The organism is Modestobacter sp. I12A-02662, from assembly GCF_041028325.1.
Classification (GTDB): Bacteria; Actinomycetota; Actinomycetes; order Mycobacteriales; family Geodermatophilaceae; genus Modestobacter.
The window spans coordinates 34807-57459 of the sequence record NZ_JABGDE010000015.1 but is presented as its reverse complement, the minus strand read 5'-3'; the positions used below and the strand labels follow the sequence as shown (position 1 = coordinate 57459).

The 22653-nt window shown below is 75.0% G+C and carries 20 protein-coding genes; 9 read left to right on the top strand and 11 right to left on the bottom strand.

Features of this window, described 5'->3' with window-relative positions; translation table 11 throughout:
* Nucleotides 1–67: 67 nt before the first annotated feature.
* The 3 genes from HL189_RS20285 to HL189_RS20275 all read right to left on the bottom strand — a co-directional run bounded on the left by HL189_RS20285 (nucleotide 68) and on the right by HL189_RS20275 (nucleotide 4567).
* Nucleotides 68–1204, bottom strand: coding sequence for a flavin-containing monooxygenase (locus HL189_RS20285; RefSeq protein ID WP_369135538.1), 1137 nt, complete (start codon nucleotides 1202–1204; stop codon nucleotides 68–70).
* A gap of 53 nt (nucleotides 1205–1257) precedes the next feature.
* Entirely contained in the window at nucleotides 1258–1728 is a 471-nt protein-coding gene (locus HL189_RS20280) for a hypothetical protein (protein ID WP_369135537.1), read from the bottom strand.
* Nucleotides 1729–1852: 124 nt separating this feature from the next.
* Entirely contained in the window at nucleotides 1853–4567 is a 2715-nt protein-coding gene (locus HL189_RS20275; RefSeq protein WP_369135536.1) for an AAA family ATPase, read from the bottom strand.
* Between the two features lie 129 nt (nucleotides 4568–4696).
* On the opposite strand from HL189_RS20275, the gene HL189_RS20270 reads away from it, so the two are divergent.
* From HL189_RS20270 to HL189_RS20245, 6 genes are all read left to right on the top strand, one after another.
* Nucleotides 4697–6196: an MFS transporter gene (locus HL189_RS20270; RefSeq protein WP_369135535.1), complete on the top strand. Its 1500-nt coding sequence runs from the start codon at nucleotides 4697–4699 to the stop codon at nucleotides 6194–6196.
* A 570-nt stretch (nucleotides 6197–6766) separates the two neighbouring features.
* Nucleotides 6767–7000, top strand: coding sequence for a heavy-metal-associated domain-containing protein (locus HL189_RS20265; RefSeq protein ID WP_369135534.1), 234 nt, complete (start codon nucleotides 6767–6769; stop codon nucleotides 6998–7000).
* Nucleotides 7001–7035: 35 nt separating this feature from the next.
* Complete coding sequence (locus HL189_RS20260) at nucleotides 7036–7479, top strand: hypothetical protein (RefSeq protein ID WP_369135533.1); 444 nt, start codon at nucleotides 7036–7038, stop codon at nucleotides 7477–7479.
* An 87-nt stretch (nucleotides 7480–7566) separates the two neighbouring features.
* Nucleotides 7567–7905, top strand: a complete 339-nt coding sequence (locus HL189_RS20255) for an N-acetyltransferase family protein (protein ID WP_369135532.1) — start codon at nucleotides 7567–7569, stop codon at nucleotides 7903–7905.
* A gap of 263 nt (nucleotides 7906–8168) precedes the next feature.
* On the top strand, nucleotides 8169–11423 hold the full coding sequence (locus HL189_RS20250; protein WP_369135531.1) for a heavy metal translocating P-type ATPase: 3255 nt from the start codon (nucleotides 8169–8171) through the stop codon (nucleotides 11421–11423).
* Between the two features lie 107 nt (nucleotides 11424–11530).
* Nucleotides 11531–12199: a GNAT family N-acetyltransferase gene (locus HL189_RS20245; RefSeq protein ID WP_369135530.1), complete on the top strand. Its 669-nt coding sequence runs from the start codon at nucleotides 11531–11533 to the stop codon at nucleotides 12197–12199.
* Nucleotides 12200–12550: 351 nt separating this feature from the next.
* Here the strand turns inward: HL189_RS20245 and HL189_RS20240 are convergent, their stop codons facing one another.
* The 4 genes from HL189_RS20240 to HL189_RS20225 all read right to left on the bottom strand — a co-directional run bounded on the left by HL189_RS20240 (nucleotide 12551) and on the right by HL189_RS20225 (nucleotide 14887).
* Complete coding sequence (locus HL189_RS20240) at nucleotides 12551–13099, bottom strand: hypothetical protein (RefSeq protein ID WP_369135529.1); 549 nt, start codon at nucleotides 13097–13099, stop codon at nucleotides 12551–12553.
* 262 nt (nucleotides 13100–13361) lie between these two features.
* Nucleotides 13362–13925 (bottom strand): methylated-DNA--[protein]-cysteine S-methyltransferase, encoded by a 564-nt coding sequence (locus HL189_RS20235; protein ID WP_369135528.1) that lies wholly within the window; start codon nucleotides 13923–13925, stop codon nucleotides 13362–13364.
* Entirely contained in the window at nucleotides 13915–14400 is a 486-nt protein-coding gene (locus HL189_RS20230; RefSeq protein WP_369135527.1) for an RNA polymerase sigma factor, read from the bottom strand. The genes HL189_RS20235 and HL189_RS20230 overlap by 11 nt, the downstream gene beginning before the upstream one ends.
* 1 nt (nucleotide 14401) lies before the next feature.
* Nucleotides 14402–14887 carry a methylated-DNA--[protein]-cysteine S-methyltransferase gene (locus tag HL189_RS20225; protein WP_369135526.1) on the bottom strand — a complete coding sequence of 162 codons (486 nt, stop codon included), beginning with the start codon at nucleotides 14885–14887 and terminating at the stop codon, nucleotides 14402–14404.
* A 408-nt stretch (nucleotides 14888–15295) separates the two neighbouring features.
* On the opposite strand from HL189_RS20225, the gene HL189_RS20220 reads away from it, so the two are divergent.
* Nucleotides 15296–17419 (top strand): DEAD/DEAH box helicase, encoded by a 2124-nt coding sequence (locus HL189_RS20220; RefSeq protein WP_369135525.1) that lies wholly within the window; start codon nucleotides 15296–15298, stop codon nucleotides 17417–17419.
* 46 nt (nucleotides 17420–17465) lie between these two features.
* Here the strand turns inward: HL189_RS20220 and HL189_RS20215 are convergent, their stop codons facing one another.
* Genes HL189_RS20215 through HL189_RS20200 form a run of 4 tightly spaced genes read right to left on the bottom strand, consistent with a single transcriptional unit; the run spans nucleotide 17466 to nucleotide 20019 of the window.
* Nucleotides 17466–18035, bottom strand: a complete 570-nt coding sequence (locus tag HL189_RS20215; RefSeq protein ID WP_369135615.1) for an SLC13 family permease — start codon at nucleotides 18033–18035, stop codon at nucleotides 17466–17468.
* The gene (locus HL189_RS20210) at nucleotides 18002–18208 is read right to left on the bottom strand and encodes an SLC13 family permease (protein WP_369135524.1); all 207 of its coding nucleotides are present in this window, start codon (nucleotides 18206–18208) and stop codon (nucleotides 18002–18004) included. Before HL189_RS20210 ends, HL189_RS20215 begins: the two co-directional genes overlap by 34 nt.
* Before the next feature lie 21 nt (nucleotides 18209–18229).
* The gene (locus HL189_RS20205) at nucleotides 18230–18367 is read right to left on the bottom strand and encodes a hypothetical protein (RefSeq protein WP_369135523.1); all 138 of its coding nucleotides are present in this window, start codon (nucleotides 18365–18367) and stop codon (nucleotides 18230–18232) included.
* On the bottom strand, nucleotides 18364–20019 hold the full coding sequence (locus HL189_RS20200; RefSeq protein ID WP_369135522.1) for a potassium/proton antiporter: 1656 nt from the start codon (nucleotides 20017–20019) through the stop codon (nucleotides 18364–18366). The genes HL189_RS20205 and HL189_RS20200 overlap by 4 nt, the downstream gene beginning before the upstream one ends.
* A 449-nt stretch (nucleotides 20020–20468) precedes the next feature.
* Between HL189_RS20200 and HL189_RS20195 the strand changes: the two genes are divergently transcribed.
* Both HL189_RS20195 and HL189_RS20190 read left to right on the top strand, forming a co-directional pair.
* A complete protein-coding gene (locus tag HL189_RS20195; RefSeq protein WP_369135521.1) occupies nucleotides 20469–20972 on the top strand; it encodes a pyridoxamine 5'-phosphate oxidase family protein in 504 nt (167 codons plus the stop codon).
* An 85-nt stretch (nucleotides 20973–21057) separates the two neighbouring features.
* Entirely contained in the window at nucleotides 21058–22644 is a 1587-nt protein-coding gene (locus HL189_RS20190; protein WP_369135520.1) for an amidase, read from the top strand.
* Nucleotides 22645–22653: the final 9 nt, after the last annotated feature.

Below are 22653 nucleotides of genomic sequence, written 5' to 3'. Positions count from 1 at the left end.
ATGGCCCAGGGCCGCGGGGGACACCGGTGCCTCCTTCGGCCGGGGGTGCCAGGGAGGCAGTTGGAGGTCACGCCCGGAGAACCGCCGGGTCGCGGTCGGTCGTGCGGGCGGAGCACCGGGCGGCGTCAGTGGCGATACGGTCGGAGAGTCTGGCGGCGTCGGCGCCGACGAACCCGAGCAGCGCCGAGCCGCGGCAGGTCTGCCAGGGCAGGCCGAGGAAGTACAGGCCCGGCACCTCGGTGACCCCGGCGGTGTGGCGGACGTGCCCGTCGACGACGACGCCGGGCACGTGCAGCCAGGAGTGGTCGGGCCGGTAGCCGGTGGCCCACACGACCGCGTCGACGTCGACCGTGGTGCCGTCGGCGAAGGTGGCGGTGCGCCCGCCGAGGTCGGTCAACCGCGGCCGGAAGTCGATCCCGCGGCGGCGCAGGGCCCTGCTGCGGGTGCCGATGACCAGGTCGCCGCGGGCGCGCAGCCGGCGGGCGATGCGGGTGTGCGCGGGCACGGTGAGGAACCCGGATCTCGTGAGCCAGGAGAACAGGTCGCGGCCGGCGATCCGCTGGGGCAGCTCGGTCGGGCGGGTACCGACCGCCACGGTGACCGGCTGGGTAGCGCCCAGCTCGGCGGCGATCTGCAGGCCGGAGTTGGCCGCACCGACCACCAGCACCCGGCCGGCGCCGGGCAGCTGCCTGGGGTTGCGGTAGTCGGCGCTGTGCAGCTGCGGCACGCCCGGGTCCAGCCGGTCGGCGACGGCGGGCACGTGGGGGACCTGGAAGGGCCCGGTCGCGACGACGACCTGCTTCGCGCGCACGGTGCCGGTGGGCGTGGTGGCCGCGAAGCTCCCGTCGGCGTTGCGGTGCAGCCGCAGCACCGGACAGTTCAGCCGCACCGGCAGTGCGAAGTGGGCGGCGTAGCCGGCGAGGTAGTCGGCGACGTCGTCCTTGCCGGGGTGGGTGTCGGCCGGCGCGGGGAACGGCAGGCCGGGCAGCGAGTCGTACTGGGCGGGGCTGAACAGCCGCAGGGAGTCCCCGCGGGAGCGCCACGCGTGTCCGATCTCCGGGCCGGCGTCCACCAACAGGAAGCGGGCTCCGGCGAGGGTGAGGTGGTGGCCGAGGGCGAGGCCGGCTTGACCGGCTCCGACGACGAGCACGTCGAGGACTGCGCGGTCGTCGGTGGACAGGGACAGGCGCACGGGCTCGGGCATGGGTGCTCCAGGTGAGGCGAGGGCGGGACGCAGCGGCGGGCGGGTCGGAGAGGTCAGCCGAAGCAGACGACGAGCAGCGCGGTGGCGAGGGTGAGGTCCGCGACGAGGCAGGTCTCGGCGTACCAGCGCGGCACGACCCGGCCGATGCGGTGGTGGGCGATGTCCCAGGCGGCGTGCGCGAGCCAGCCGGCGGCCAGCACGTAGCGGGCGGCGTCCGGGTCGACGGCGACCGCAGCGAGGGCCACGGCGCCGAAGGCGAGTACCGCGGCGGTCTGAGCGGTGAGCAGCCCGCGGTCGCCGAGGTCGCCGCGGGCGGTGCCCCAGGTGAGGTAGATGACCGCGGCGAGCAGCACGCACCAGGCGCTGATCCAGGCCTGCGTGTGCTCGGGCAGGCGCGCGATGAGCACGAGAGTGTTGACGGCGGCGACGGCGCCCAGGGCGGTCGGCCAGCGGCGGGCCAGTGTGCCGCGCAGGCCGGGGCGGCGGGTCGTGGACTCCGCGATCGCCGCGGTGGTGCTGCTCATGGGGGCTCCTTCGTCCGGGCTGGTCTGTCTCGGACGCTAGGTGCGGGTCGGCGGCGTCACGCCGGGAGAACCGCCAGGTTGGCGGGTGCAGCCCCTGGGGTCGGAGCGACTCCGGGACTGCACGTCAGTCCAGCGTGAGGGCGGTGAGCTCGGCTCGGGAGGCCACGCCGAGCTTGCTGAACACGTTGCGCAGGTGGAAGTCGACGGTCCGGGGGGACACGAACAGCCGCGCGGCGACGTCCCGGTTGGACAGCCCCTGCCGGACCAGCCCGGCGACCTGGCGTTCCTGCGCGGTCAGCTCCGTGGTGGTGGTGACGTCACGGCGTCGGGCGGTCTCTCCCGAGGCGCGCAGCTCCTGGGCGGCGCGTTCGGCGTGAGGGGCCGCGCCCAGCTCCTCGAACAGGGTGAGGGCGGCCCGCAGGTGCTCGCGGGCATCGATCCGCCGCCGGGCGCGCCGCAGGTGTTCGCCGTAGGCCAGGTGGGTGCGGGCCCGGTCGGGCACGCGCGGGGAGCCGGCGTGCGCGTCCAGCGCGGCCAGGAAGTGCTTCTCGGCATGGGCGCCGTCGGCGAGCAGGGCGCGGCCGTGCTCGGTGACGGCGACCGCCGACGCGGTGCCGGTGGCAGCGGCGAACTGCTCGACCTCGGCCAGCCAGGCGCGGGCGACGTCGGTCCGGCCGGCCCGGATGGCGACGTCGAGCACGTCGAGAGCGGCCATCCGGCGCAGCATCGGGAGCCCCATCTGCTCCAGGTGGTGCAGCGCCGGCGCGGGCTGCCCGGCGGTGCGCAGCGCCTGCGCCCAGTGCGCCAGGTCGGCCACGAGGCTGTCGGTGATGCCGACCGGATGCGCCGCGCGGATCGCGGTGACCTCGGCCAGGTGCCGGTCGGCGGCCTCATCCCCGCGCAGCGCCGCGACCACGGCCAACTGGGCGGTGGGTAGCGCCGTCAGACCGGTGGAGCCGGTGCTGGCGGCCAGGGGCAGCGCCTCGGCGGCTGCGGCGGCGGCCTTCGCCCACGCGCCGGTCGCCAGCTGGGCGTGGAAGCCCCGGGTGAGGGCGTGCTCGACCATGTTCAGTGCACCGGCGCGGCGCGCGGAGGTCAGTTGCTCCTCGTGCAGCCGCAGCGTGCGCTCGTCCTCGTCGATCTGCCAGGCGGCGATGCCGAGGTTGGGCTGCAGCACGTGGTCGCCGTCGAGCGGCTCGGCGTCGGTGAGGTCGAAGGCGCGCCGGAAGGAGCTCGCGCCGGTCGCCCAGTCGCGGCGGCCGACGGCGGCGAATCCCTGCAGCAGCGCCCAGGCGGCCCGGGCCGTGGCCGGTGCGTCGGCGGCAGGCTCGGACACGAGCGCGGCCGGGTCCACCGGGCGCGGCGAGCGCGCCCCGAATGCCGACAGCGATGCGGCGAGCATGGCCAGCGGCCGCGCCGTCGCCTCGTCGACCTCGGCGGCGAGCTGGGCGGCCTGCAGGACGAGGTCGTAGCCCTCGCTGAGGGAGTGGGTGTTCCACTCGATCTGACCCTGCAGGGTCAGCAGCTGGGCGCGCTGCACCGGGTCGGTCACGTCGGCCGCCGCGGCGGCCGCCAGCCCCGTCGCCCGGGACGGATGGGCGCCGAGCCAGGCAGACGATGCGGCCAGGAAGAGCCGCCGGCCCCGGGCCTCGCTGTCGATGCTCAGCTCGGCGGCGCGTGCCCAGGCGGCAGACGCGGCTTCGTGGCCGCCGCGGGCAGCGGCGCGGTCGGCGACGCCCTCCAGGGCGGCGACCACCGACTCGTCGGGGCGGTCGGCGGCGGCGGCCAGGTGCCAGGCCCTCCGGTCGGGGTCGGCGCCGAGGGCATCGGCCAGCGCCCGGTGCGCGGCGCGGCGCTGCGCGCTGGTGGCCGCCTGGTACACCGCCGAGCGCACCAGCGGGTGGTGGAGGGCCAGGTCATCGCCGTCGATGCGCAGCAGCCCGGCCTGCTCGACCGCGTCCAGGGCGTCGTCATCGATCTCGAGCCGGTCGGCGGCGTCGCGGACAACGGTGAGCCGGCTGGTGTCGTCGGCGGCGGCGAGGAGCAGGAAGCGCTGCGCGGGTTCGGCCAGCCGCCGGCAACGGTTCAGGAAGGCGCGTTCCACGCCGCCGGTGAGCGGCAGCTGCGCCGGCAGCGGTGCCCGGCCCGACAACTGCTCGGTGGTGAGCGCGGGAACCAGCTCGACGAGCGCCAGGGGGTTGCCACCGGTCGAAGCCACCAGCTGGTCCCGCACTGCCGGATCCACTGCAACCCCGGCCCGGCCGGTCAGCAGCGCGTCCGCGGCCTCGCCGGCGACCCCGCCCAGCACGATGGCCGGCACACCTTCGGCCTCGAACTCGCGCTCACTGCCGTCGCGGGCGGCGAACAGCAGGCCGATGCGTTCGGCCTGCAGCCGGCGGGCGACGAACAGCAGCGCGGCAGCCGAGGCGTCGTCGAGCCAGTGGGCGTCGTCGACCACGGCGACGACCGGGCTGTCCTCGGCGGCGTCGGCCAGCAGGCTCAGCGTGCCGAGGAAGGCCAGGAACCGGTCGCCCGCGCCCGCGGCTTCGCCGAGCGCGGCCCCCAGCGCCGCCCGCTGGGGTGCGGGCAGCGCGTCGAGGCGGCTGCGCAGCGGCCACAGCAGCCGCTGCAGCGCGGCGAAGGCCAGCGGCGACTCCGACTCCACCCCGGAGGTGCGCAGCACCCGCAGGTCCCCGGCGTCGTCCAGGGCGTCGGCCAACAGTGCCGACTTGCCCGACCCGGCCACGCCACGGACGACCAGCGCGCCGCCGGTTCCGCTGCGCGCGGCGTCGAGCAGGGCGGCGATCGCCGCGCGTTCGGCGTCCCGTCCGGCCAGCACGGGCGGAACCGTACCGACCGCAGCGGACGGGGCCGGTGATCGTGGACCTGGTGGTTCTCCCGGCGTCAGGACACCTGGCGGCGGCGAGCGTGGCAGCCAGTCCCGCAGTCCCCACCTCGAGGAGGAGCCATGTCGGCCCACCCCGCCGCCGAACCGGCGGCCCCCGCCCACGAGCACCAGCACGCCTCCGGCGGGCACGCCCACGGCCACCCGTCCACGGCCGCCGACAAGCTGCGCCGGCCGTGGACGGTGTTCGCGCTGATGATCGCCGCGCAGTTCATGGTCATCCTCGACGTGTCAGTGGTGAACGTCGCGCTGCCGTCGATCAGCGAGGACCTGCAGCTGTCCGCGGCGGACCACCAGTGGACGATCAGCGCCTACGTGCTGCTCTCCGGTGGGCTGCTGCTGCTCGGTGGCCGGATCGCCGACCTCTTCGACCGGCGCGGCGCGTTCCTCGCCGGTATCGGCCTGTTCACCGCTGCCTCGCTGGTCAGCGGTCTGGCGCAGACCCCGCTGACGCTCATCCTGGCCCGGGCGGCGCAGGGCGCGGGGGCGGCGCTGCTCACCCCGGCCGCGCTGTCGATCACCATGACCGCCTACACCGGCAGGCAGCGGCAGACCGCGCTCGCCGTCTGGGGCACCGTGGGCAGTCTCGGCATCGCCGCGGGTGTGCTCTTCGGCGGGTCGCTGACCAGCGCGCTGGGCTGGCGGTCGGTGTTCTTCATCAACGTCCCGATCGGCTTCGCTGTCGTCGCCGGAACCCTGGCAGCCGTGGCCCGCGGCGGTTCCCGGCCCGGCGCGCTGCGCCGGCTGGACGTGCCCGGCGCGCTGACGCTCGTCGCGGGGCTGCTGGCGCTGGTGTCCGGCATCGAGGCCACCCGCTCGGCCGGCTGGAGCGCGCCGCGCACGTGGATGGCGCTGGCCGCCGCGGCCGTCCTGCTGACGACGTTCGCCCGGCTGGAGCGCCGCGCCGCCGACCCGCTGGTGCCGCCTGCGACGTGGCGCATCCGGTCGCTGGTCTCCGCCTCGGCGGTGATGGCCGGCGTGACCGGTGTGGTGGTCGGCGCGATCTTCCTGACGTCGCTGTACCTGCAGGCCATCGTGGGATCGTCGCCGGTCGTCGCCGGGCTGCAGTTCCTGCCGCTGGCCGCCGCGATCACCGCCGCGGCCGCCGCCGCGTCGAAGGTCATCGGCCACCTCGGCGCGCGCCCCCTGATCCTCGGTGGGCTGGTGGTCATGGCCGCCGGCGTGCTGCTGCTGGCCACCGGCGCCGGAGGCACCTCCTATGCCGCGGATGTCCTGCCCGGGTTCCTACTCGTCGGTGCCGGCGTCGGCCCGATGTTCGTCGCCATCGCCGTTGCCGCGATGAGCGACGTGCCCGCCGAGCGCTCCGGGCTGGCCTCGGGGCTGATGATGACCGGCCACGAGATCGGCGCTGCCCTCGGCGTTGCCGCGCTCACCGCGATCGCCGGCCACCTGGCCACCCCCGCCGGCCTCGTCGACGGCTACGGCCGGGCCTTCACCGTCACCGCCGGCGCGCTGGGTGCGCTGTTCGTGCTCACCCTGTTCGCCGTGCCCGCCGGCAAGCCCGCAGCCGGTGCGGGCGCCCATGGGGCGCACGGCCACTGAGCTCCGGGCAGCCGGGCGGTGCGGTGGAGAAATCTGCCGCACCGCCCGGCGCAGCGTCGACCACGTCCGCCGCCCCGCCACTGCCACCGTGGACCGGCCGAGGCCCAGTGCCGGCATCGCCGCCGCCCGCCCGCCCCGTGCTCACCGGCCCGCGCACCAGCTCAGCGGGACGACCGACGATCCGCTTCGAGCACCGGCATCCGGCCAGCCCACCACCGCAGCACCCGCGGCGGCTCCCCACCCGCCCGGCACGCCACCGCCCGTCCCGTCCAGAGTTCCGCATGCCCTTCACCCAGGAGCACTGGCCCACTCCCGCGTGCAGGAGCTCATCCGCGACGCGCAACGGGCCCACTCGTCCGGTGCCTGCAACCCTTCCGGCCCCGGTGGCGACGTTTCCGCTGCTGCGGCATCTGACCGCAAGCCATCCCCGCCGACGGTCACACCCCACGGCCCGGTCGCTGCCTGACCCTCCCGGTTCAGATCCCGGCGATTTCCCCGGTGAGACGCCCTCACCCCCGCGCCGACGCTTCTCCCCGACCGCACCACCACCCGCAACCTCGAGGAGATCCCATGCTTTCCAGCACGCCGCGCACCTTCATCGGCTCGACCACCTTCACCGTCACCGGCATGACGTGCGGCCACTGCCAGCGTGCCGTCACCGACGAGATCGCCGCCGTCGACGGCGTCGCGTCGGTCACCGTCGACCTGGCCTCCGGCGCCGTCACCGTCACCGCCGAGCGCCCCGTGGACCGGGCCGACATCGCGGCCGCCGTCGACGAGGCCGGCTACGCCCTCGTCCCGTGATCCCCGCCCACCTCGACTCTTCTCGGAGACCTTCCGTGCCCACCACGACCCGCACGCACAGCCCCGCCACCACACACGCCGAGACCGCGCACGGCCTGAGCGCCAGGAAGTTCACCCTCCACTTCCTGGAGATGGTCGTCGCGATGGTCGTTGGCATGGTGGCCCTGCACCCGGTGTGGACCCTCGTCCTCGACGCGCTCGGTGCTCCCGGCCTGATGGACAACCCCTACACGGGCTCGCTGATCATGGCGACGAACATGACCGCAGCCATGTCTGCGTGGATGAAGGTCCGCGGCCACCGCTGGCGGCCCATCGTCGAGATGGGCGCGGCCATGTACCTGCCCTTCCTGGTGCTCTTCGTCCCGCTCGCCCTCGGGCTCATCGGCACCGGCGCCCTGATGCTCTGGGGCCACGTGCTCATGCTCCCGGCGATGGCCGCCGCGATGCTGTTGCGCCCGCACGAGTACGCGCACTGCTGAACCCGCGGCGCCCCGCCCCGTGCCCACCGGCGCGGCGGGAGCGGCCCGCCCCTCCCGCCGCGCCCCCGACCCCTCCAGGAGACCGCCGTGGCCGCTCCCGCTACCCGAGTCCGCCGGGCCACCCCGGCCGACGCCACCGAGGTGGCGGCGATGGTCCGTGAGATCGCCGCGCACGAGGACCAGGCCGCGCACGTGCACGTTCTCGACGCCCAGTGGCGCACCCTCCTACAGCGGCCCGAGGTGGTCGTGCTGCTCGCCGAGCGCGGCGGCGCAGCCGTCGGCTACGTCTCCGCCCTGCGGCAGCTGCACCTGTGGACCGGCGGCGACGTGCTCGACCTCGACGACCTCTACGTCCGGCCCGGGCACCGCGACGCCGGTGTCGGGCCGGCGGCTCATGGCCGCCCTCGCCGACCTGGCCGAACCTGAGCAGCTGCTCATCCGGTGAGGCATGGAAGTCGGCAACCTCCACGCCCAGCGGTTCTACCGCCGCCTCGGCGCCGCCCTGCGGCCCCAGATCCTCGCCACCTGGCCGCCCGCCGCGTACACCGCGCTGGCCGCCGACACCTGATCCCACCAGGCCGCGCCGACCACCGGGCCGGCCGAACCTGGCGATTTCCCCGGTCCGAGCCCGCCCACCGCCACTGACGATCGACCCGTAGCCGACCCGGCCCGTCCACCAGGAGACCGCGATGACGACCACCGCACCGGCCCCCGCCGCCGCGGCGACCGAGCCCGCCAGCTGCACCCTCGACGTCGGCGGCATGACCTGCGCCTCCTGCGTCGGGCGCGTGGAGAAGGCCCTGCGCAAGCTCACGGGCGTGGCCGCCGCGGAGGTCAACCTGGCCACCGAGGTCGCCACCGTCCGCTTCGATCCGGCCCAGGTCGGCCTCGAGGAGCTGACCGCCGCGGTGACCCGGGCCGGGTACACCGCGACCCCACGCCGCGACACGCAGCCCGACGCCGGCACCGCGCCGCCCGCCGCCACCGCGGGGCGGGACGACGAGGCGCACCTGACCGCGCTCAAGCGCAGGTGGCAGGTCACCCTCGCCACCGGCCTCGGGCTGATGGCGCTGATGTACGTGCCGCTGTACCTGGACACGATGGACTGGCTGATGCCGGCCATCCTCGTGGTCGCGACCATCGTGCAGTTCTGGGCCGGCCGCGACGTCTACCGCGCCGCGTGGACCGCGGCCCGGCACCGGTCGACGAACATGAACACCCTGGTCGCCCTCGGCACCGGCGTCGCGTACGTCTACAGCGCCTTCGTCACCCTGTGGCCGGCCGCCGCCGAGCGATTCGGGCTGCCGCTGCACGTGTACTTCGAGACCTCGCTGGTGATCCTCGCCCTGGTCCTGGCCGGCCGGTGGATGGAGGCCCGCGCCAAGAAGGCCACTGCCGCGGCGATCACCGCGCTGGTCGGCCTGGCGCCGAGGACAGCCCGGGTGGTGCGCGACGGCGCCGAGGTCGACATCCCCGTCGAGCAGGTCGTGGTCGGCGACCGGGTGCGGGTGCGGCCCGGGGAGAAGGTGCCGGTCGACGGCGTCGTCACCGACGGCGCCACCGCGGTCGACGAGAGCATGCTGACCGGCGAGGGCCTGCCGGTGGACAAGACGGTCGGGGACTCCGTCATCGGCGCGACGATCAACCGCACCGGCACCGTGGTGCTGCGGGCGACCGCGGTCGGCGCCGACACGGCTCTGGCGCAGATCGTCCGCCTGGTGGAGGACGCGCAGGGCGGGAAGGTGCCGCTGCAGCGCCTCGCCGACCGGGTCTCGGCCTGGTTCGTGCCCATCGTCCTGGGACTGGCGGCGGCCACGTTCGCCGCCTGGGCGCTGCTCGGCCCGGACACCGGCGCGATGACGATGGCGATCACCACCACCATCGCCGTGCTGATCATCGCCTGCCCGTGCGCTCTCGGGCTCGCCACGCCGACCGCGGTCATGGTCGGCACCGGCCGCGCCGCCGAGCTCGGCATCCTGATCCGCGACGGCGACGCGCTCGAGACCGCTCGCCGGGTCACCGCCGTCGTGCTGGACAAGACCGGCACCATCACCCGCGGCAAGCCGGCCCTCACCGGCGTCACCACCACCGGCGGCTGGGCCGAGGACGACGTCCTGGCGCTGGTCGCTGCCGCGGAGGCCGGCAGCGAGCACCCGGTCGGTGAGGCGCTCGTCGCCGCCGCCGCCGCCCGCTTCCTCGACCTGCCGGCGCTGCGCTCCTTCGACGCCGTCCCCGGTCACGGCATCGACGCCGTCGTCGGCGAGCGACACGTGCTGGTGGGCAACGCCGCGCTGATGGCCGCCCGCGGCGTGGAGGTCGACGCGCTCGCCAGCACCGCCGCTGCGGCCGCCGCCGCGGGACAGACGCCGATGTTCGTCGCCGTCGACGGGCAGCCGGCCGCGGTGCTGACCGTCGCCGACACCGTCAAGCCCGAGTCGGCCGAGGCCGTCGCCCAGCTGCAGGCGCTGGGCCTGCAGGTGTGGATGCTCACCGGCGACAACGCCGCGACCGCCGCCGCGATCGCCGACCAGGTCGGCATCGAGCACGTGCTGGCGGAGGTGCTGCCCGCGGACAAGGCGGCGCAGGTCCGCCGCCTGCAGGAGCGGGGGCACGTCGTCGCCTTCTGCGGGGACGGGATCAACGACGCCGCCGCGTTGTCGGCCGCCGACGTGGGCATCGCGATCGGCACCGGCGCCGACGTGGCCATCGCCGCCTCCGACATCACCCTCGTCGGCGGAGACCTGCGCGGCATCGTCTCGGCGATCGCACTGTCCCGCCGCACCGTGACCACCATGAAGCAGGGCCTGGGCTGGGCGTTCGGCTACAACTTGCTGCTGATCCCGGTCGCGGCCGGCGCCCTGTACTGGTGGAACGGGCTGCTGCTGGACCCGGTGCTCGCCTCGGCGGCGATGGCGATGAGCTCGGTCAGCGTCGTCACCAACGCGCTGCGGCTGCGCCGCTTCCGCCGCCCGGCCACGGCCGCCGAGATCCTGTCCCCGCCGCTGCGCGCCCGCATCGGCCAGTACGCCTACCTGACCGGCGTGGCGGTCGTCGCGCTCGCCCTCGGCGCCGGGCTGACCGCCGTGTCGCGGATGGACTTCGCCGAGCGCGGCATGAACGGCCAGTTGGCCTGGGCACAGGGAACCGGCATGCCGATGCGCCCGGCGATGAGCGAGATGATGACCGCCGAGGTGCCGCCCACCGACGCCACCGACGCCGGTCTCGACGTCCGCCTCGACCTGCCCGCCGGCGTGCGCCCCGGGCAGCCGACCCGGCTGGTCGCCACCGTCGTCGACGGCGGGACCGGGGAGCCGATCGAGGACCTCACCCGCAGCCACGAGGCGTGGATGCACCTGATCGCCACCCGGGAGGACCTGGGCACCTTCGCGCACGTCCACCCGCAGCCCACCGGCGAGCTCGGGCAGCTGGCCGTGGAGGTCACGTTCCCGACCGCCGGCCAGTACATCGTCAACACCGAGTTCCGGCGGCAGGGTGAGATGGGTGATGTGCACTCCCGGCAGGTGATCACCGTGGCCGGCGTGGCACCGGAGCCGGTGGTCCTGGCGGCCGGGCCGCGGAGCGTCGTCGTCGACGGGGTCCGGGTCGAGCTGGAGGGAGACGCCGAGGTCGGCGGGCGCAGCGACCTGGACTTCACCATCACCGACGCCACCACCGGCCGGCCGGTCGACGACCTGCAGCCCTACCTCGCCGCTGCCGGCCACGTCGTGGTCATGCGGGCCGACGGGACGACGTTCGCCCACGAGCACGCCGAGGTCGAGGACGCCTCCGGTCGCCCGGTCTTCGCCCTGCCCGGCCAGACCTTCGGTCCCGAGCTCGACGTGCACGCCGAGTTCGCCACCGCCGGGACCTACCAGCTGTGGGCCCAGTTCCGGCTCGCCGACGGCGACGTGGTCACGGCGCCGTTCACCGTCGAGGCCACCTGACCGCGGGACCCGGCGGCCCCGCATGCTGCGATCAGCGTGCGGCCGCCGCCGCTCGACCACTGGGTCCACCCGCCGTGGACGCCCCGAGAACGGACCGAGGAACCAAGATGACACTGCATGTGCGCGCGGCGGCGCTCGACGACGTCCCAGCCGCCGCCGAGGCGCTGGCCGACGCCTTCGCCGACTACCCGTGGACCCGGTGGACGGTCGACGCCGACGGCCACGGCGATCGGCTACGGGCGTTGCACCACCTGTTCCTGTCCGCCGTCGCAGTGCCCTTCGGGCAGGTGGACGTCGGCCAGGTCGGGGAGGAGCTCGTGAGCGTCGCGGTGTGGATGCCCAGCACCGCGCTGCCCGACGACGTGCGGGCACGGGTCGGCCCGGCGGCCGCCGAGCTGGCGGGAGAACGGGCTGCGGCCGCGGCCGAGGCCGAGGCGGCGCTGGCCGACCGCCGACCGAGTGAGCCGCACCTGACCCTGGCCAGCGTGGGTGTCGTGCCGCACCGGCAGGGACGGGGCCTCGGTGCCGCGACCCTGGCTCCGGGCCTCGACCGCGCCGACCGGGACGGGCTGCCAGTGCACCTGGAGACCAGCGCCGAGCTCAACGTGCGGTTCTACCGCAGCCTCGGCTTCGCGGTGACCGACGTCGTCGACCTGCCCTGCGGTGGCCCGCGCACCTGGGTGATGCTCCGCGGGCCGGGGACGACGGCCGCCGATCGGCCGGCGGCCGCGGCGGTCGGGCGCAGGGCGGGAAGCGCCCCGTGGACGGGATCCTGATCGCGCTCATCGTGGCCTGCGGGGTCGGGTCCTCGTTCAGCAGGACGCCACCGAGACGGCCCTCGACACCGCCACGCTGCCCGCGGTCGCCGCCGCACTCGTCCTGCTGGTCGCCGGCGCCCGCTCGGCGACGCCGGCCAACGCCTCCGTCCCCGGGCGACGCCGGTGTGCCGCTCGGCGAGCTCCGTGCCGATGGTGCGGGAGCCGCAGTGCAGCATCAGCCACATCTCACCGTCGAGGGCCAGGCACACCTCGATGGAGTGGTCGCGGTCATGGCGCCGAACAGGCTGGGCGGGCGGCCGGAGCGGGACACCGCTCCGGCCGCCCCGACCGTCGGGCACCGGACCGGACTCAGGCCTCCGGCTGCACGCAGGCGTTGCCGATGAAGACGCCCTCCAACTCCGGGGCGCCCAGCGCGGCGGCCGCCTCGTCGGCGAGGGTGAGGCCGGCCGCGACGCCGTCGCACGAAGGCTCGCCGTCGATCGCCTGCACGTCGCCGAGGTCGAAGACGTCGACGTCGTCCTCCAGCGCCGCCCCGTCGAGCGCGGCCTCGGCCTCGAGCTCGCCGTCACCGGGTTGGATCGCGAACTCGGTGATCTCCAGCGTCGCGCCGTCGAGCGTGGTGAAGCTGAGGCCGCCGCTGTGCCGGATGTCCTCGTCCTCGATCGCGGTGATCGGGAAGGCCAACTGCGCCAGGCCGCTCGCGTCGCCGAGCTCGCCGGGCTCGATCAGGCCGACGTGCAGGTCGTCCACCAGCACGGGGACGACGTCGGGGTTCAGCACGACGGTGGTGACGCCGCCGACCTCGTCGGCGCCGGCGGCGGGCGCGGCGAAGACGCTGAGCGCCAGGGCTCCGGCGGTGGCGGCGGTGGTGGTGAGGATGGCTCGGGTGGATCGCATGCTGATCTCCGTGGGTCCGGCCCCTGGGGGGCGTCGGTGTGGGTGCCCGGACTTCCGAGCCCGTCGACCTGGAGATGCAGTCGCGCATGCCTCACCGACCTGACGTCGCGGGCGGCCGGCGCGTCGTCACCAGAATGGAGCGCTCACGTGCTCGCTGTAGCGGCCGGGGCGCCCACTCCCGGGCGATCGGCAACGGGTGCGGTACAAGGCCGGCGCGCCTCGGCGGCGAGCGCGAGCCGGCCGAGGGCGTCCACGCGGTCGCTCATGCCGCTGCCTCCAGGCTCAGCAGCGTGCGCTTGGCCGCGACGCCGCCCACGTAGTCGCCGAGCGCGCCGTCGCTGCGCACCACCCGGTGGCAGGGGACGACGACCGGCAGCGGGTTGGTCGCGCACGCCGTCCCGACCGCGCGGACCGCCCGCGGGCTGCCGGCGGCCGCCGCGAGGGCGGCGTAGCTGGCCGTCCTCCCGTAGCCGACCTCGCGCAGCCGGGTCAGCACGTCGCGGCGGAACCCGGCCGACAGCCGCAGGTCCAGCGGCAGGTCGAAGGCACGGCGCCGGCCGGCGAAGTACTCCTCGAGCTGCCGGACTGCGGGGTCGAGCCGGGCCGGGGCCCGCAGCACGCGCGGGCTGATCCGGTCGGCGAGGGACTGCAGGACGGCGTCGTGGTCCTCGGCGGCGTACGCCACGCGGACGAGTCCCTGGCCGGTGGCGGCCAGCAGCAGCGGCCCGACCGGGGTGTCCACGGTGGTGAACGCGACGTCGAGCAGGCCGGCGTCGTCGGCGGCGCGCGCCAGGCGAGCGGCCAGGCGGTCGAGATCAGCGGTCATCGGGAGCTCCTCGGTAGGTGCGGCGCAGCGCCGCGATCCCGTCGGCGGCAGCGCGGCGGGCGGCTTCGGGGGTGCCGCCGACGAGGGCGGCGATCTCGGCGTAGGGCAGGCCGGCGAGGTGGTGGTAGGCGACGGTCTGCCGCTGCTTCTCCGGCAGCCCGGCGAGCGCGGCCCACAGCTCGCCGTCCCGCTCGCCGGGCAGGCCGGTGGTGCTGGGCACCTCCGGCGGCTCGGCGACGGGTACGGCGCGTCGGGCGGCCGCCCGCAGCTGGTCGACCGCCTTCCGGCGGGCGATCGTCACCAGCCATGCCTCGACGTCGCTGCCCAGCGGCAGCGCGGGGTAGGCCCGCAGCGCCGCGAGGAACGTCTCGGACCAGGCGTCGTCGGCGGCGTCCGGACCGACGACCGCGCGGCAGACGCGCAGCACGGTCGGTCCGTGCCGCCGCACGACCGCCTCGAACGGCTCGAGGGGCACGTCAGAACAACCGGCTGTCGCGCTGCTCCAGGTCGAGCAGGAACCGCTTGCGGGCCAGCCCGCCGCCGAAGCCGACCAGGCTGCCGTCGGCGCCGATCACCCGGTGGCAGGGGACGACGATGGCCAGCGGGTTGCGCCCGTTGGCGGCGCCGACCGCCTGCCCGCCGCCCGGCTGACCGACCGCCGCGGCGACCGATCCGTAGGAGCGGGTCGCGCCGTACGGGATGCGGGTCAGCTGGTCCCACACGGCCAGCTCGAAGTCGCTGCCGACCGGCCGTAGCGGCAGGTCGAAGGCGGTCCGCTCGCCGGCGAAGTACTCGCCGAGCTGCCGGGTCACGTCGGCGAACCCGTCGTCGGTGCGCTCGCCCAGCTCGGCGTCCACGAACAGCCCGGGCGGCGACATGGCCAGCCGCACCAGCGCGCCGTCCTCCCGGACGACGGTCAGCGGGCCGATCGGCGAGGGCACCACGGTGTGCGTCCTGCTCATCGTTCGCGTCTCCATACCGGGTAGACGTCCCGGACGCCGCGATTGTGAGGTCGGGGTACGACATCTCCCACAGTCACCGTGGGGCCGTTCCCGTCCGTGCGGCCGTCCCCGTCCGGGCCGAGGCGCTAGCATCGGTCGAGCACCGACCCGGGTGACGCCGCTCGTCCGGGCGGCGCGCCCTCCGCGGTCGGTGCCCAGGCCATCCACACGTGGCCGACGGTTCTCCACCGTGGACGGGCCGAGGCGTCGGCGTCTCGCGGATCCGGAGGCCGGGTCGCGTGCGCGGAGCGGTTCCCCCGGGCCCGCGCCGCGCGACGTCATCCCACGACGTCATCCCCGCGACGGCGGGACCGCGCGCGGCATCCCGCCGCCGCGGCAGCCGTGCCGGGCATTCCAGAGGAGGAGTCCGTGGCTCGACGAGGCCAGCGCCCGACGGGCACCCGCCGTTCCGCCCCGCGGGACGAGCGACGCGCCCGCGACGACGTGCTGTCGGGGCTCGCCCGGGCCGTCCGGGAGGTCGAGGCAGCCGCCCAGCGCGGTCCCGTGACGCCCGCCGTGCGCACGAAGTTCCAGGCCGTGGCGCTGGAGCTGCGTGAGGAGCGCGCCCGGGTCCGCGGGGACCAGGCCAGCAGCGAGAGCCACCGGGCGGAGCAGCTCAAGCGCCTCGACGGGATCGCGACCGTCCTCGCCCGGACCGCCGTGCGCGACCCCGCGCTCCTCGCGCTGCTCGCCTCGGACGCCGTCGCCGCCGACCCGGCCAGGTCGGTCGGGCGGGACCTGCGGGGCGTCGTCGGAGTCGGGGCCCCCGACGGGGTCCCGTCGTCGGAGCGCGCGGCCGCGTCCGCCCCGCCCGAGCGCCGGGTCGTGCCCCAGTCGGTCGTCTCCCGGCAGCTGGCCAACCCCTTCCTCGCCCCCGACTACGACTCCGTCCGGCAGAGCAGCACGGCCCGGCCGCACCGGCTGGCCGGGTGGGAGCTGCTCGGCCCGCTGCTCAGTTCCTTCGAGCGCGCCGGCGGCGGAGCCCCGGCGTGCATGGCCCTGCCCGAGCCGTCCGACCGGCACGCGCCGGGTGGCCGGGAGCTGATGCCGCACCAGGCGCAGCTGGTCGCCGCAGCCGCCGCCGGCCACCGCACCTTCCTGCTCGCCGACGAGCCCGGCCTGGGCAAGACGGCGCAGGCGCTGCTCGCCGCGGAGGCGGCGAACGCCTACCCGCTGCTCGTGGTCGTACCGAGCGTCGTCAAGACCAACTGGGCCCGCGAGGCCGGCCTCTGGACGCCGCACCGCTCGGCCACGGTCGTCCACGGCAACGGTGACACGGTCAACGGCTTCGCCGACATCGTCGTCGTCAACTACGAGGTGCTCGACCGCCACGTGGGCTGGATCGGCGAGTTCGGGTTCCGCGGCATGGTCGTCGACGAGGCGCACTTCATCAAGAACAAGACCTCCCAGCGGTCGCAGCACGTCCTGGAGCTCTCCGAGCGCATCCGGTCCCGCACCGCGCGCCCCCTGCTGATGGCCCTCACCGGCACCCCGCTGATCAACGACATCGACGACTTCCGGGCCATCTGGCAGTTCCTCGGCTGGATCGACGAGACCAAGCCGCTCGCCGACCTGATGGACGCGCTCGAGGAGACCGGCCTCTCTCCGGCCGACCCCGGGTTCCACGCCGCCGCCCGCCGGTGCGTGATCGACCTCGGCGTCGTCCGTCGCCGCAAGGTCGACGTGGCTGCCGACATCCCCGCCCGCCGGATCGCGGACCTCCCCGTCGAGCTGGACGACAAGGCCGGCCGGTCGATCCGGGCGGCCGAGCGGGACCTCGCCCGCCGGCTGGTGTCGCGGTACGAGAGCGCGCTCGCGGCCCGCGAGTCCGGTGCCCCCGTCGAGGGCATCGACCACGAACTGGTGCGCAGGGTGGCCCGGTGGGAGCTGAAGGACGCGGCGACGGCGGAGGCCGGCGAGAACGTCTTCGGCATGATGCGGCGCATCGGCCAGGCGAAGGCCGGCCTCGCCGCCGACTACACCGCGCAGCTCGCGCGGAGCGCGGGCAAGGTCGTCTTCTTCGCCAAGCACGTCGACGTGATGGACGTCGCCGAGGAGACCTTCACCAAGCTGGGGATCCGGTTCTCGTCGATCCGTGGCGACCAGACGCCCACCGCCCGGCAGAAGCACATCGACGCCTTCGTCAACGACCGCGGCGTCGCCGTCGCGGTCTGCTCCCTGACCGCGGCCGGCGTCGGCATCAACCTGCAGGTCGCCTCCAACATCGTGCTCGCCGAGCTCTCCTGGACCGATGCGGAGCAGACCCAGGCCATCGACCGCAGCCACCGCATCGGGCAGACCGACCCCGTCACCGCCTGGCGGATCATCGCCGCGCAGACCATCGACGCGCGGATCGCCGAGCTGATCGACAGCAAGGCGGGACTCGCCGCCCGGGCGCTGGACGGCTCCGACGAGGAGGTGCAGTCGTCGGCCGACGTGCAGCACGAGGCGCTCGTCACGCTGCTCACGGACGCGCTGACCGCGGCGCGCTGACCGTCGTCGCCGTCCGGACCGGTGCCCGGGGCCCGACGTCGCGGGCTCAGCCGAAGGCGAAGTAGCGGAGGAAGACGTAGGGCCAGGTGAGCACGAGCGTCACGACGGTGACGAACAGGCCGTACCTGGTGGACTCCCAGAAGCTGATGGGGTGCAGGTGGCGGGCCGCGATGCCGATGATCACGACGTTGGCGCCCGCGGCGACCGCGGTGGTGTTGCCGCCGAAGTCGGCTCCCAGCGGGAAGGCCCACCACAGCGCCTCGCCCTGCGTGGCGGTGGGGGCGGCGTCGGCCAGGTCCTCGACGATCGGCGCCATCGTCGCGGTGCAGGGGATGTTGTCGACGAACGCCCCCAGCACCGCCGAGCCGAACAGCAGGCCCGTCGCGGCCAGGAAGAACCTGCCATCGGTGGCGTCGACCGCGGCCTGGCCCAGCCGGTCGATCACGCCCACCTCGACCAGGCCCCCGACCAGGACGAACAGAGCCATGAAGAACACGAGCGTCGGCCACTCCACCTCCTCCAGGAACTGGGCCGGCGTGGCGCGGGAGACCAGGACCATCGTCCCGGCGCCGAGCAGCGCGATCAGGCAGGGCTGGACGTGGAGCCAGGAGTGCAGCGAGAACCCGGTCGTGACCAGTCCCAGGACGAGGAGGCACCGGTCAGGTAGAGCACCGGGCGCAGGCCGAGCTTCTCGCAGATCATCAGCGTCACCGGCGCGACCAGCAGGACGGTGGTGACGTTGTCGAGCAGGGCCGATGCGCCCGCCGTCACGACGATCAGCAGCACCATCAGCCGGAACGGGCGGCCGCGTTACCTCTGGGCCGCCCAGACGGCGAGGTAGTCGAACAGCCCGGTCTGCTTGAGGACGCCGACGATGACCATCATCCCGACAGCAGAAAGGTGGCGTTCCAGTCGATGCCGCTTTCCGCGGAGCAGAACGACGGTCATCGGCCGGGCCCGACCCGCACGTCCCGCTGCACCTCGGGGGTCCTCTCGTCGTCGCTGCGCCGGCCCACGTGGCGTCGCGCCGCGGTGAGGAACCGCCGGTCGGCGCGGTCCCGTCGGCGGGGGGGCCGCGGAGCGCGGCCCTCGGGAGGCCGCGGACGGGCGTCCCCACGCTCGCCGAGCCAGCTGGCCAGGCGACCGGCGCGGTGCACCGCGAGCAGGCGGCGTTCGACCTGCCGCCGCGCCCTGCTGGGCACGATGAGCAGCAGCTGGTCGTAGGTGCGGAGGGTGGTCCGGGCGTCGGGGACGATCGGCTGGCCGTCGCGCACGATCACGGAGACCACTGCCCCCGGCGGCAGCCGCAGCTCCCACATCGCGACGCCGTGCAGCCGGGAGCCCCTCGGGACGGCGAACTGCAGCAGGTCGGCGTCGATGCTGGCCAGCGGAGCCGACTCGATGGCCACCTCCGCGGCGCCCTCCTCGTCGCCCACGCGCAGACGCCGGGCCAGCGTCGGCAGCGCGGGCGCCTGCACGAGGGTGAAGACGACCACCAGGACGAACACGATGTCGAAGACCTGCTGCGCGGCCGGCATCGGGGTGCTGAGGGGGATCGTGGCCAGGACGATCGGCACCGCGCCCCGCAGCCCCGCCCAGGACATGAACGCCTGCTCCCGCCACGGCACCAGGAACGGCGCGGCGCACACCAGGACGGAGAACGGGCGGGCGAGCAGCAGCAGGCCCCCGCCCACGATGAGCGCGGGCAGCAGCGCGGCGGGCAGCCGTTCAGGGCTGACCAGCAGCCCCAGCAGCACGAACAACCCCATCTGGGACAGCCACGCCAGGCCCTCCGCGAAGCCCAGGGTGGCGTTGCGGTGCGGCAGTCGGGCGTTGCCCAGCCACAGGCCGGCGACGTAGACCGCCATGAACGAGGAGGCCGCCACCACGCCGGCGGCGGCGAAGGCGAACATGACGATGGCGACGGTGGCGATCGGGTACAGCCCCACCGACGGAAGCGCACTGCGGCGCAGCACCCTCTCGCCGACCCGGGCCACCGCGAGACCCACGACGGCGCCGACCACCAGCTGGTAGAGCACCTGCGCGGCCGCCACCAGCGGATCGGCCTGTTCCCACCCGTCGGACACGATGAGGGTGACCAGGATGATGGCCAGGGGGTCGTTGGACCCGGACTCGGCCTCGAGGGTGGCACGCAGTCGCCGCTGCAGGGGGAAGCGGCGGAGCACGGAGAACACCGCTGCGGCGTCGGTGGAACCGACGACGGCCCCCAGCAGGAGGGCGGTCCGCAGGTCCACGTCCAGCAGCGCGTACGTCACGGCGGCCGTGACCGCCACGCTGAGGGCCACGCCGAGCGTCGCCAGCAGCAGCGATGGGGCCAGGACCGGGCGGATCACCTCCCACCGCGTGGTGAGGCCACCCTCGGCGATGATGATGGCCAGCAGCACCAGGCCGACCACCTGCGTGAGCTGGGCGTCGTCGAACTCGAGACCGAACCCGGCCTCGCCGACGACCACGCCGAGGCCGAGGTAGAGCAGCAGGGTCGGCAGCCCGGCCCGGGTGGACAGCCGCACGGCCGCGACGGCGATCAGCAGGAGGGCGGTCACCGCCAGGACGACGACGTTCAGCTCGGCGACCGACACGTCCCCTCCCTCCGCGGTGACCGTGGACGTCGTTCACCGGGGAGTGGGGCACGCCGGAGTGCGGCCGGGTGGTCGGCCAGGGCCTCGGCGGCAGGGTGCACACGGCCTCCTCCCGGACCCGTCAGCTGGCGGCCGTTCCGTGTCCTCCGCATGGTCGCCGCCCCGGCGACCGCCGCGGAATCCGTGGCAGCACCCACTTCCGCCGGGAACCACCTCGCCGGGCGCGCGGCTTCGCTCAGACTGCGGGCACCCACCGTGCGAGCGATCGTCGTGCCGATCGTCCCGCCGCGCCGCGCGCGGGACCCCTGCCGGCCTGCCCGGCGTACCCTCCGCTCACGACGTCGTCGCCCGGCTCACTGGGGATGAGGCTGTCGGTTGATGAGTGCATGCACCGGACAGGCGGGACCCCCGTGGGCCGCTGACCCCGACGGGACCAGGGCCGGCCCGTCATGACCGAGCCGACCCCGATCCGGCCGGGAGGCGAACCAACCGGCCGGATGCGCGAGTTCCTAGGGCGGCACCGCTACCTCAGCCTGGCGACCCGCAACCCGGACGCGTCGGCGCACCTGGTGCCGGTCGTCTACCTGTTCACCGACGACCGCTTCCTCGTGGCCACGTCCTCGGCCACCAGGAAGGTGCGGAACCTGGCTGCTGATCCCGCGGTCACGGTCACCGTCGACGACCGCACGACCATCGAGTGGGTGTCCGCGGTCGGCACGGCGGAGCTGCTCACCGGCCCGGAGTCGCGCGAGCTCAACCACCGGCTCTACGCGTTGTGGATGACCGCCGAGGGTCTGGACGTCGTCGGCGGCCTGCTGCACGAGGTGGAGGACGTCACCATCGTCGTGACACCGGATCGCTGGCTGGCCTGGTCGCTCGAGTCGGACGTCGTGCCCGAGCTGTCCGCCGCCGGTATCCCGATGGACGATCCGTCCCGGTGGTTCACGATCTGACGACTGTCGGGACCCGGGTCCCGGCTGCGACGAGGGTCACCTGATCCGCCAGCGGGGGGCCTGCCCCGGTGTTACGTTCCGCGGCATGGGGCACATCACGCGGAGACGGGCACTGGCCACGGCGGTCGCCGCCACCGCACTGGTCGCCACGGCCACGGCCACGGTCGGCGGGGCCTCGCCGGCGGCAGCGGACGTCGGCGGTCTCCCCGTGGAAGAGGCCAGCGTCGCGTCGATCCGCGCCGCGATCGAGGACGGCTCCGCCACCTGCCAGGACGTGGTCGAGGAGTCGCTGGCCCGGATCGAGGCCTACGACGACGAGGGCCCGCAGCTGAACGCCGTGCTCGAGGTGGACGACGACGCGCTGAGCACCGCTGCGGCCCTCGACGAGCAGTACGCGGAGGAGGGCTTCGCCGGCCCGCTGCACTGCGTGCCGGTGCTCCTGAAGGACAACTACGACACCGCGGACCTCCCGACCACCGCCGCGTCGGCGACGCTGGAGGGCGCCCAGCCGCCGGACGACGCCACGACGGTGGCGCGGTTGCGCGAGGCCGGCGCGATCGTCATCGGCAAGGCCAACATGCACGAGTTCGCCGTCACCGGCGTCACCGCCAGCTCCCTGGGCGGGCAGACGCTGAACCCCTACGACCTCACCCGGACCCCCGGCGGGTCCAGCGGCGGCACCGGCGCGGGCATCACGGCCGGCTTCGCCACCGTGGGGACCGGCAGCGACACGGTCAACTCGATCCGGTCGCCATCCTCGGCCAACAGCCTGGTCGGCCTGCGCCCCACCCGCGGGCTGGTCAGCCGGGACGGCATCGTGCCGGTGTCCTCGACCCAGGACGCCGCCGGCCCGATCGCCCGGTCGGTGGCCGACGCCGCCGCAGTCCTGCAGGTCATGGCCGGCCACGACCCGGCTGATTCCTACACCGACGTCCTGGTCGGGCGGGAGCTCCCGGACTACGTGGCCGCCGTGGACGACCAGGTGCTCGGTGGCGCCCGGATCGGCGTGGTCACGAACTTCCTGCTCGAGGGGGAGCTGTACGACCCGGTGAACGCGGTCGTCGACCGGGCACGCGCGGACCTCACCGCGCAGGGCGCGACGCTCGTCGACGTCGACCTGGGTGCCACGGCCGCCGAGCTGTCGGCGAGCTACGACGTCCAGCGGTTCGAGTTCGAGCCGCTGCTGGAGAGCTACCTCGCCACCACCAACGCCCCCGTGGACACGCTCGAGGAGATCCGGGCGACCGGCCCGCTGCACCCGACCGTCGAGAACTTCCTCGCCACCGCGGACGAGACCGGGGACGGCCGGGCCAGCGCCGAGTACGCCGCCCGGCTCGACGGCATCGCGGAGCTCCGCGACCGGGTCCTCGCGATGATGGACGAGCAGGACCTCGACCTGCTCTTCTACCCGATGCAGAGCCGCCTGGTGGAGCCGGTCGTGGAGCAGCAGCAGCGGGACCGCAACGGCATCCTCGGGGCGCTGACCGGCTTCCCGGCCCTCACCCTCCCGGGCGGCTTCAGCGAGCCGACGGCGAGCGCGCCGATCGGGGTGCCGGTGGGCGTCGAGTTCCTGGCCCGCCCGTTCGACGAGCCGCTGCTGCTGGCCGCCGGGCGGGGGTACGAGGAGGCGACCGGGCACCGGACGCCGCCGCCGACCACGCCGCCGCTCTGACCGCCGGCG

What these genes read in the sequence shown, in the direction of transcription:
- HL189_RS20285 (WP_369135538.1), bottom strand. Translation starts at nt 1,204, where the DNA reads ATGCCCGAGCCCGTGCGCCTGTCCCTGTCCACCGACGACCGCGCAGTC.
- HL189_RS20280 (WP_369135537.1), bottom strand. Translation starts at nt 1,728, where the DNA reads ATGAGCAGCACCACCGCGGCGATCGCGGAGTCCACGACCCGCCGCCCC.
- HL189_RS20270 (WP_369135535.1), top strand. Translation starts at nt 4,697, where the DNA reads ATGTCGGCCCACCCCGCCGCCGAACCGGCGGCCCCCGCCCACGAGCAC.
- HL189_RS20265 (WP_369135534.1), top strand. Translation starts at nt 6,767, where the DNA reads ATGCTTTCCAGCACGCCGCGCACCTTCATCGGCTCGACCACCTTCACC.
- HL189_RS20250 (WP_369135531.1), top strand. Translation starts at nt 8,169, where the DNA reads ATGACGACCACCGCACCGGCCCCCGCCGCCGCGGCGACCGAGCCCGCC.
- HL189_RS20245 (WP_369135530.1), top strand. Translation starts at nt 11,531, where the DNA reads ATGACACTGCATGTGCGCGCGGCGGCGCTCGACGACGTCCCAGCCGCC.
- HL189_RS20240 (WP_369135529.1), bottom strand. Translation starts at nt 13,099, where the DNA reads ATGCGATCCACCCGAGCCATCCTCACCACCACCGCCGCCACCGCCGGA.
- HL189_RS20235 (WP_369135528.1), bottom strand. Translation starts at nt 13,925, where the DNA reads ATGACCGCTGATCTCGACCGCCTGGCCGCTCGCCTGGCGCGCGCCGCC.
- HL189_RS20225 (WP_369135526.1), bottom strand. Translation starts at nt 14,887, where the DNA reads ATGAGCAGGACGCACACCGTGGTGCCCTCGCCGATCGGCCCGCTGACC.
- HL189_RS20210 (WP_369135524.1), bottom strand. Translation starts at nt 18,208, where the DNA reads ATGGTGCTGCTGATCGTCGTGACGGCGGGCGCATCGGCCCTGCTCGAC.
- HL189_RS20205 (WP_369135523.1), bottom strand. Translation starts at nt 18,367, where the DNA reads ATGACCGTCGTTCTGCTCCGCGGAAAGCGGCATCGACTGGAACGCCAC.
- HL189_RS20195 (WP_369135521.1), top strand. Translation starts at nt 20,469, where the DNA reads ATGACCGAGCCGACCCCGATCCGGCCGGGAGGCGAACCAACCGGCCGG.
- HL189_RS20190 (WP_369135520.1), top strand. Translation starts at nt 21,058, where the DNA reads ATGGGGCACATCACGCGGAGACGGGCACTGGCCACGGCGGTCGCCGCC.